Below are 9096 nucleotides of genomic sequence, written 5' to 3'. Positions count from 1 at the left end.
AAGACGGACGGCCAGCGCCGGGTCCTCGCCGCCGCCGAGCAGATGGTGGTCGCCCTCCGCTCGGTCTACGCCTGCGACCCGCGCCCCGGCCGGATGCGAGCCGCCGTGCCGCTCGGCTCCGGACGGCTGCTCCGGGGCTGCGACAACCTCGCCGACGTGCTGTGGCGTACGCGGACGGAGTGCGGCCGACGCCACGCGCTGCTCGTCGGGGCCGTTCGTGACGGCTGTGCGGGACCGGTCCTCGATCTGCTGGCCGAGCCGCTGCGCGGCGGCGCGGTACGGGCGGTGCTGGACCGGGGCGACGGGGTGCGGACGGCCCTGGGCCTGCTCGGGGACGGGGAGTTGAGGTATCTGGCGCTGGCGCTCGTGCTGTTCACCGGCCCCGGGGTGCTGGAGGTCGACCCGGTCGCGGAGGTGCCCGCGGCCCTGCAGACGCTCACGGTCCTGGCCGACGGCTTCGACCGGGCCCTCGACCCGAGGCAGGCCCTGGAACTGGTGCGGCTGGCGGCCCGGATGTGCGAGCGCGGGCACATCCGGCTGGTCGGCGCGGTGAGTGACGCCTCCTGGGTCGCCGGGGTGGCGGGGGTGACGGTGGTAGACCTGAACCGTGAAAGATCCTGAACCCGCGCGGGAGTCCGTGCGTGAGCCCGTGCGTGAGCCCGTGCGCGAGCCCGTGCGTGAGCTCGACGTGGCGACCCTGCAGCGGCGGCTCGCCGAGTTCTCTGCCGCCCGCGACTGGCGGCGGTACCACACGCCGAAGAACCTGGTCTCCGCGCTGAGCGTGGAGGCTTCCGAACTCGTCGAGATCTTCCAGTGGTTGACGCCGGACGAGTCCGCACGCGTGATGGCGGACCCCGAGACCGCCCATCGCGTCACGGACGAAGTCGCCGACGTGCTCGCCTACTTGCTCCAGCTGTGCGAGGTGCTGGACATCGACCCACTGTCAGCCCTGGATGCGAAGATCGACCGCAACGAACGGAGATTTCCGGCGCGTGAGAAGCCCTGACGGTGCTCGACGGTGATCGCGTCACTCCGTTCGTCACTCTCCGGAGTTATCGAGTTGTTCACAGTCGACTTGTTATCCACAGATTTCAGGCTTCCTCTGGCTTTCCGTCTCAGCGGCCCTCACTGTGGGTAATGAACAGGCAGGAGTTCGGGCGGACGTGCGAGAGCGCGTCAGGACAGTCGGGGGCAGCGCATGGATGCGGTGCGGCTCATCTTGGCGAGCAGGCGTGCACTGGCGGGCAGCGTCGAGGGGCCTCAGCTCATGGCGGAGGCATGGCAGTCCTATGCCCTCGCCCAGGCGATCGGCAGCCGTCTCGCGGTTTCGGGACCCCCCGAACTGCGCGGCGAGGCACTGGGGTTGACCGAGTTGGCCGGCAGTGGCTGCGGCATACTCGGCGCCCCGCTGCTCGGCGTGGGAGATTTACGAGCCGCCCAGCTCACCGAGTTGGGCGACGCCCACGAGTCGCTGCTGCGGCTCGGGGGCCTGCTGGGGGAGGTCGGTATAGCGCTCGTGGGGCTGGCGAGTGGGGCGGACGACGAGGCGACCTACTGGCAGTGCATGGAAGCGATCGACGCGGCGGACGAGGCCCGTGACCGCGTCCTGGAGATGCTGCGACGTCTGGCGGTGCGGGACCAGGTCCTGTCGGAGAGAGACGCGGCGGCTGGGTGAGTGGTGCGGGTGCGCGGCGGGGTGAGTGGTTCGGCTGCGGGGTCGGGTGCGGTCGCTGCCCGGTTTCCCCGCGCCCCTGAAAACCGGGGAGCACCCCTGCTTCTCAGGGGCGCGGGGAACTGCGCGACAAGCCCCCAACCCACCCGCACCCACCCCACAACCCCCCCTCCCCCCTCCCCCCTCCCTCCAGGGGGGCGAAGGGGCGCAGCCCCTGGAGCCAGGACGAGACGGGACGGGACAGGTAGGGGCGGCGGAGGCGGTGGCGGGGCCGGGGCCGGGGCCGGGGCCGGGGTGAGAAGAATCCCGCCGACCCCCGGGGAGCATGACGAACGCCCGGCCGCGAGAGAGGACCGGGCGCCGGCTTCACGGCTCGGGCAGGGTCAGACCGTGTCGCTCTCCTCCGCGGCAGCGGCCCGCGGCACCGACAGATCCGCGTCGAGCTGGGACAGGTCCGCGTTCAGGGCAGCCATCAGCTCCTCCATCTGCTGGAGCAGACCCTTCGGCTGCGCAGGCACGGCTGCCTGCTCCGGCACGGCTTCCTGGGACATGTGACGGCCTCCTCGGCCCTCGCCCCCCGAGGGGGCACGTGTGCAGGCGTCCCGGCAGCGGCCGCCGACGACGGGTGCCGGGCGGTCCGGCTCCCCCCGAGCAACGATCACCGTTCCCGCCGGTCACTGGCCCGAGCCCGCCCCATGCGCCGGATTGACGGAATTTCACCCGACCGTGGCCGCGCGGCACGGCCGGGACCGATGCCGTCGACCGAGGGGCGAGCATGCAGGATGGAGGCATGGATCTTCGCATCTTCACCGAGCCCCAGCAGGGGGCCACCTACGACACCCTCCTCACCGTCGCCAAGGCCACCGAGGACCTCGGCTTCGACGCCTTCTTCCGCTCCGACCACTACCTCAGCATGGGCTCGACGGACGGTCTGCCCGGCCCCACCGACGCCTGGATCACCCTGGCCGGACTCGCCCGCGAGACCAAGCGCATCCGCCTGGGCACCCTGATGACTGCAGGAACCTTCCGCCTGCCCGGCGTACTCGCCATCCAGGTCGCCCAGATCGACCAGATGTCCGGCGGCCGTATCGAACTCGGTCTCGGTGCGGGCTGGTTCGAGGAAGAGCACAAGGCGTACGGCATTCCCTTCCCCAAGGAGAAGTTCGGCCGTCTGGAGGAGCAACTGGCCATCGTCACCGGCCTGTGGGCCACCGAGGTCGGCAAGACGTTCTCGTACGAGGGCGCCCACTACCAGTTGACCGACTCGCCCGCGCTGCCCAAGCCGGCGCAGGCCAAGGTGCCGGTCCTCATCGGCGGCCACGGCGCGAGCCGCACCCCCCGGCTCGCCGCGCGGTACGCCGACGAGTTCAACATGCCGTTCGCCTCGGTCGAGGACAGCGAGCGCCAGTTCGGCCGGGTCCGCAAGGCCGCCGAGGAGGCCGGACGCAAGGGTGACGACCTCGTGTACTCGAACGCCCTGGTCGTCTGTGTGGGCAAGGACGACGCCGAGGTCGCCCGCCGTGCCGCCGCGATCGGCCGCGAGGTCGACGAACTCAAGGCCAACGGCCTCGCCGGCTCCCCGGCCGAGGTCGTCGACAAGATCGCCCGCTACCAGGCGATCGGCTCCCAGCGCGTCTACCTCCAGATCCTCGACCTCGACGACCTGGACCACCTGGAGCTGATCTCCGCCCAGGTGCAGTCCCAGCTGTCCTGACATGCTCGTCGCCCTGAAGGGCGAGGATTCCGGCCCTCCCCACCGGTCGCTGTGCCGCTACGTGGCACAGCGACCGGTGGGGAGTCCGTGACTTCCAGCCGAAGAGTTCCCACGGCCATGGGTCGTCCTCGAAGAGCGGGGGCGCGCCGTGGCTCAGGCGATGTGCGGGTGGTCCCACGGTCGGGTGAGGGGGGTGTCGGGACGGGGTTCCGGGGACAGTCGGACGCGCGTGGTGGCGCGTGATGGCGTGCGGAAAAAGCCTGAGTGCCGCCCAAGCCTTCCCTGTACGTTGGGGGCGCGCGCCGGAACGGGACGATGCGCAGGTATCCGCAGTTCAGACACCTTCTCCCAGAACTCACTCACCCGCCCGAGCCACCCACCACGAGGCACCCCACCGTGTTCCTGACGATCAGTACCACCGGTACCCCAGAGCGCCCCGCGACCGATCTCGGCTTCCTGCTGCACAAGCATCCCGACAAATCGCAGGCGTTCTCCACCTCCTACGGCAAGGCGCACGTCCTCTACCCCGAGGCGGACGTCGAGCGGTGCACGGCCGCGCTGTTGCTGGAGGTGGACGCGGTGGCGCTGGTCCGGCGCGGCAAGGGCAAGGGGCGTGGCGGAGCACCGGACGCCGCGCTCGCCCAGTACGTCAACGACCGCCCGTACGCGGCCTCCTCCCTCCTCGCCGTCGCGTTGAACGACGTCTTCTCCAGCGCCGTGCGCGGTCACTGCAAGGCTCGGCCCGAACTCCCGGAGCAGGCCCGCCCGCTGCGCGTCGAGATACCGGCGCTGCCCGCACGCGGCGGCCCGGCCCTCGTCGTCAAGCTGTTCGAGCCGCTCGGCTGGACGGTCACGGCCGAGGAGGTGGCGCTGGACACCGCGTTCCCGGAGTGGGGCGCCTCCCGTTACGTACGGCTCGTCCTGGAGTCGGAGTCGCTGACCCTGGCCGAGGCGCTGCGCCACCTGTACGTCCTGCTCCCGGTCCTCGACGACACCAAGCACTACTGGGTGTCCTCCGACGAGGTCGACAAGCTGCTGCGCGCGGGCGAGGGGTGGCTCCCGGCCCACCCGGAGCACAAGCTGATCACCAGCCGCTATCTCTCCCGCCGCTGGTCGCTGACCCGGCAGGCCATGGAGCGCCTGGAACTCGTACGGCTGGCCGAGGCCGACGACAGCGAGGTCGAGGCGATCGACAACGCCGTCGAGGAGGCCGCGGACGGCGAGGCCGAGGGCGAGGAGAAGCCGACGCCGCTCGCCGTGCAGCGACGGGACGCGATCATCGCCGCGCTGGAGGAGTCCGGCGCCACGCGGGTCCTCGATCTCGGCTGCGGCCAGGGCCAGTTGATGCAGGCGCTGCTCAAGGACGTCCGCTTCACCGAGATCGTCGGTACGGACGTGTCGATGCGCGCGCTCACCATCGCCTCCCGCCGCCTCAAGCTCGACCGCATGGGCGAGCGCCAGGCCTCCCGTGTCCAGCTCTTCCAGAGCTCCCTCGCCTACACCGACAAGCGGCTCAAGGGGTACGACGCCGCCGTGCTCTGCGAGGTCATCGAGCACCTCGACCTGCCGAGGCTGCCCGCCCTGGAGTACGCGGTGTTCGGCTCGGCCCGCCCGAGGACCGTCCTCGTGACCACCCCGAACGTCGAGTACAACGTCCGCTGGGAGAGCCTCCCGGCCGGCCATGTCCGCCACGGCGACCACCGCTTCGAGTGGACGCGGGAGGAGTTCCGCACCTGGGCGACCACGGTGGCCGAACGGCACGGCTACGACGTCGGGTTCGTGCCCGTCGGGCCGGACGACCCGGAGGTCGGGCCGCCCACCCAGATGGCCGTGTTCAAGCAGCGCAACACCAACGAGAAGGAGGCGAAGGCGGCATGACCGAGACCCGGCTGAAGCAGGGGCGCACCCTGCCCGTCACCGACCTCTCCCTCGTGGTGCTGATCGGCGCGTCCGGCTCGGGCAAGTCGACGTTCGCCCGACGGCACTTCAAGCCCACCGAGATCATCTCGTCCGACTTCTGCCGGGGCCTCGTCTCCGACGACGAGAACGACCAGGGCGCGACGAAGGACGCCTTCGACGTCCTGCACTACATCGCGGGCAAGCGCCTCGCGGCCGGCCGCCGTACGGTCGTCGACGCGACCAGCGTGCAGCAGGAGTCCCGCAAGCAGCTGATCGAGCTGGCGCGGAAGCACGACGTGTTGCCCATCGCCATCGTGCTCGACGTGCCGGAGGAGGTGTGCGCCGAACGTAACGCGGCCCGCACCGACCGCGCCGACATGCCGCGCCGCGTGATCCAGCGCCACACCCGCGAACTCCGCCGCTCCCTGCGGCACCTGGAGCGCGAGGGCTTCCGCAAGGTGCACGTCCTGCGGGGCGTGGAGGACGCCGAGAACGCCACGGTCGTCACCGAGAAGCGCTTCAACGACCTCACCCACCTCTCCGGCCCGTTCGACATCGTCGGCGACATCCACGGCTGCGCGAGCGAACTGGACTCGCTGCTGGGCAAGCTGGGCTACGTCGACGGCACGCACCCTCAGGGCCGCACGGCGGTCTTCGTCGGCGACCTCGTCGACCGGGGACCGGACAGCCCGGGCGTGCTCCGCCGTGTGATGTCGATGGTCGGCTCGGGCGACGCGCTCTGCGTGCCCGGCAACCACGAGAACAAGTACGGCCGTTACCTCAAGGGCCGCAACGTCCAGCACACCCACGGACTCGCCGAGACCATCGAGCAGATGGAGGGCGAGAGCGAGGAGTTCAAGAAGCAGGTACGGGAGTTCATCGACGGGCTCGTCAGCCACTACGTCCTCGACGGCGGCCGGCTGGTCGTCTGCCACGCCGGTCTGCCGGAGAAGTACCACGGCCGGACCTCCGGCCGGGTGCGCAGCCACGCGCTGTACGGCGACACCACCGGCGAGACCGACGAGTTCGGGCTGCCGGTGCGCTACCCGTGGGCGGAGGACTACCGGGGCCGCGCGGCCGTGGTCTACGGCCACACCCCGGTGCCCACCGCCACCTGGCTGAACAACACCATCTGCCTCGACACGGGCGCCGTCTTCGGCGGCAAGCTCACCGCGCTGCGCTGGCCGGAGCGCGAACTGGTCGAGGTGCCTGCGGAGCGGGTCTGGTACGAGCCGGCGAAGCCGCTGGCCACGGAGGCCCCCGGCGGGCACGAGGGCCGGCCGCTGGACCTGGCGGACGTGCACGGCCGCCGGGTCGTCGAGACCCGGCACGCGGGCCGGGTGTCGGTCCGCGAGGAGAACGCGGCCGCCGCCCTGGAGGTCATGAGCCGCTTCGCGGTCGACCCGCGGCTGCTGCCGTACCTGCCGCCGACCATGGCCCCGACGGCCACCTCGCACATCGAGGGCTATCTGGAGCACCCGGCCGAGGCGTTCGCGCAGTACAGGGAGGACGGGGTCGCGCGGGTCGTGTGCGAGGAGAAGCACATGGGTTCGCGCGCGGTCGCCCTGGTCTGCCGTGACGCGGGCGCGGCCCGCGAGCGCTTCGGCGCGGACGGCCCCACCGGCTCCCTCTACACCCGTACCGGCCGCCCGTTCTTCGACGACGAGGCCCGCACAGAACTGGTCCTCGGCCGGGTCCGCGAAGCCATGACGGCGGCCGGCCTGTGGGACGAACTGGAGACCGACTGGGTACTGCTGGACGCCGAGCTGATGCCGTGGTCGCTGAAGGCGTCCGGGTTGCTGCGCACCCAGTACGCGGCCGTCGGCGCCGCGTCCGGCGCGGTGTTCCCGGGCGCGCTGGCCGCCCTGGAGGGCGCGGTGGCGCGCGGTGTCGACGTGGGCGAGCTGCTGGGCAAGCAGCGCGAGCGCGCCGCCGACGCCGCCTTGTTCACCGACGCGTACCGGCGTTACTGCTGGCCGACCGAGGGCCTGGACGGAGTCCGGCTCGCCCCCTTCCAGATCCTCGCCGTCCAGGGCCGCAGCCTCGCCGCGCTCCCGCACGACGAACAGCTGGCCCTCATCGACCGGCTCGTCGAGTTCGACGTCAGCGGCCTGCTGCAGACGACCCGACGCCTCTTCGTCGACACCGGCGACGAGGCCTCGGTGCGGGCCGGGATCGACTGGTGGCTGGAGATGACCGGCCGCGGCGGTGAGGGCATGGTCGTCAAGCCGGTCGAGGCCGTGGTAAGGAGCGGTCAGGGAAGGCTGGTCCAGCCGGGCATCAAGTGCCGGGGCCGGGAGTACCTGCGGATCATCTACGGGCCGGAGTACACCCGTCCCGAGAACCTCGACCGGCTGCGCGGCAGGTTCCTCAACCACAAGCGGTCGCTCGCCCTGCGCGAGTACGCCCTGGGCCTTGAGGCTCTGGACCGGCTCGCCGAGGGGGAGCCGCTGTGGCGGGTGCACGAGGCGGTGTTCGGGGTACTGGCACTGGAGTCGGAGCCGGTCGACCCTCGTCTGTGACAACCGCCGTCCGGGATGAAAGACCCCCGTCCGGGACGTGACACCCCCGCGTCCTTGACGGGTGGACCCGCGCCCGGGAGGCGACAATGCGGCTGATAATGTCGCAGCCAGGCGTGGCCGTGCACTGTGTTCGAATGGTTCCAGCGGTTCCAGCGGTTCCGGCAGTGCTCGGGTGACAGTGATCGCAGCCAGTCGCAGGCGATCGCTGTCACCCGAGTCGGTCCCATCGGTCCCATTCGAAGGTATGTGGGGTTTCCCATGCGTCGCACCACCACGCGGTCCGTAACGCGGTCCGGACGAGAGCGATCGGCACTCGACGCCGCGTACGACGAGTGCCGCCGCCTGGTCCGCACGACACGGCCCACCGAGTACGCCCTGATGCAGCTCATGCCCCCGGCGGTACGGCCCGCCTGCTGGGCCCTGTACGCCGCCCTCGCCTCCGCCGACGACCTGGTCGACTCCACCGAGGGCACCCCGCAGGAGCGCGCCCGGCGGCTCCAGGAGTGGCGGGCCGCGCTGGATGCCGACCTGGCGAGCGGCACCAGCGACGACCCGGTCCGGCGCGCGCTGACCGACGCGGTGTGGCACTGGGGACTCGACCTCGGCGATCTGCTGGGCTCCCTGGACGCGGTCCAGGGTGACGAGGGCCGTCAGGGTGTCGCGACCTGGCAGGAGTGGCGCGAGCGCGCCCACGCCCAGAACGTCAGCTGGCCCGAGCAGCTGATGCGGATGCTGGTCCGGTCCGGGCTGCCCGTACCGGTGCGGCTCCGCGACCTCCCGGGCTTCACCCGCTTCGTGGACGGGCTGTTCCTCACCGACATGCTCCGCGACCTCCCCGAGGACCTCGACGGCGGGCAGGTGTGGTTCCCCGCGGAGGTCCTCGACCGCTTCCAGGTCACCCCCGCCGAGCTGATCTCCCGCGAGTGGACCCCCGCGGTCCGGCAACTGGTCGCGCACCTCGCCGACCAGGCCCGGGAATGGCTGGAGGCCTCCCGCCGGGCGCTGCGGAACACGCTGCCGCTGGGCCCCTCCATCGTGCTCGACAGCGCCGTCGAACTGTTCGGCGCGGAGCTGGACGCGATCGTCCGGGCCGGATCGGCCGTCCTGCACCGCCCGGTTCGCGTCCCCCGGCACACCGAGTGGCGGATCCTCGGCCCGGCCCGGGCGCGGGCCGCCGTGGTGTGGCGGCTGACGCTGCCGCCCGGCGGGGCGGACACCCCGGGGAGGACGCCGGCCGTTTCCCGCGCGGGTGCCACGTCTCCCACCGACGCCACCACGGACGAGCCGGC

8 protein-coding genes are annotated in these 9096 nt (G+C 71.7%); 7 read left to right on the top strand and 1 reads right to left on the bottom strand.

The window, feature by feature from the left end; translation table 11 throughout:
- The 3 genes from AWZ10_RS04730 to AWZ10_RS04720 all read left to right on the top strand — a co-directional run.
- Positions 1 to 621 (top strand): AAA family ATPase (locus AWZ10_RS04730; RefSeq protein ID WP_482258091.1); only part of this gene is annotated, 621 nt, incomplete at its 5' end.
- Between the two features lie 40 nt (positions 622 to 661).
- Positions 662 to 1006, top strand: a complete 345-nt coding sequence (locus AWZ10_RS04725; protein ID WP_046705210.1) for a nucleotide pyrophosphohydrolase — start codon at positions 662 to 664, stop codon at positions 1004 to 1006.
- A gap of 192 nt (positions 1007 to 1198) precedes the next feature.
- Positions 1199 to 1675, top strand: coding sequence for a DUF6099 family protein (locus AWZ10_RS04720; RefSeq protein ID WP_037700704.1), 477 nt, complete (start codon positions 1199 to 1201; stop codon positions 1673 to 1675).
- 380 nt (positions 1676 to 2055) lie between these two features.
- On the opposite strand, the gene AWZ10_RS52190 is transcribed toward AWZ10_RS04720, so the two are convergent.
- A complete protein-coding gene (locus AWZ10_RS52190) occupies positions 2056 to 2223 on the bottom strand; it encodes a hypothetical protein (RefSeq protein WP_162948279.1) in 168 nt (55 codons plus the stop codon).
- A 239-nt stretch (positions 2224 to 2462) separates the two neighbouring features.
- Here AWZ10_RS52190 and AWZ10_RS04715 point away from each other — a divergent pair, with 239 nt between their 5' ends.
- The 4 genes from AWZ10_RS04715 to AWZ10_RS04700 all read left to right on the top strand — a co-directional run.
- Positions 2463 to 3386: an LLM class F420-dependent oxidoreductase gene (locus AWZ10_RS04715; protein WP_046709452.1), complete on the top strand. Its 924-nt coding sequence runs from the start codon at positions 2463 to 2465 to the stop codon at positions 3384 to 3386.
- Between the two features lie 396 nt (positions 3387 to 3782).
- Positions 3783 to 5264: a 3' terminal RNA ribose 2'-O-methyltransferase Hen1 gene (locus AWZ10_RS04710; RefSeq protein ID WP_060890512.1), complete on the top strand. Its 1482-nt coding sequence runs from the start codon at positions 3783 to 3785 to the stop codon at positions 5262 to 5264.
- Positions 5261 to 7807: a polynucleotide kinase-phosphatase gene (locus AWZ10_RS04705; RefSeq protein WP_060890511.1), complete on the top strand. Its 2547-nt coding sequence runs from the start codon at positions 5261 to 5263 to the stop codon at positions 7805 to 7807. Before AWZ10_RS04710 ends, AWZ10_RS04705 begins: the two co-directional genes overlap by 4 nt.
- 258 nt (positions 7808 to 8065) lie before the next feature.
- Positions 8066 to 9096: phytoene/squalene synthase family protein (locus AWZ10_RS04700; protein ID WP_159058212.1), on the top strand; the 1031-nt coding region annotated here is incomplete at its 3' end.

It is taken from the genome of Streptomyces europaeiscabiei, from assembly GCF_001550375.1.
GTDB classification, from domain to species: Bacteria; Actinomycetota; Actinomycetes; order Streptomycetales; family Streptomycetaceae; genus Streptomyces; species Streptomyces europaeiscabiei.
This window is presented reverse-complemented; position numbering and strand designations above follow the sequence as displayed.

Bases quoted from the DNA above. Each gene is read 5' to 3' on its own strand.
- AWZ10_RS04715 (WP_046709452.1), top strand. From the start codon at position 2,463: ATGGATCTTCGCATCTTCACCGAGCCCCAGCAGGGGGCCACCTACGAC.
- AWZ10_RS52190 (WP_162948279.1), bottom strand. From the start codon at position 2,223: ATGTCCCAGGAAGCCGTGCCGGAGCAGGCAGCCGTGCCTGCGCAGCCG.
- AWZ10_RS04705 (WP_060890511.1), top strand. From the start codon at position 5,261: ATGACCGAGACCCGGCTGAAGCAGGGGCGCACCCTGCCCGTCACCGAC.
- AWZ10_RS04720 (WP_037700704.1), top strand. From the start codon at position 1,199: ATGGATGCGGTGCGGCTCATCTTGGCGAGCAGGCGTGCACTGGCGGGC.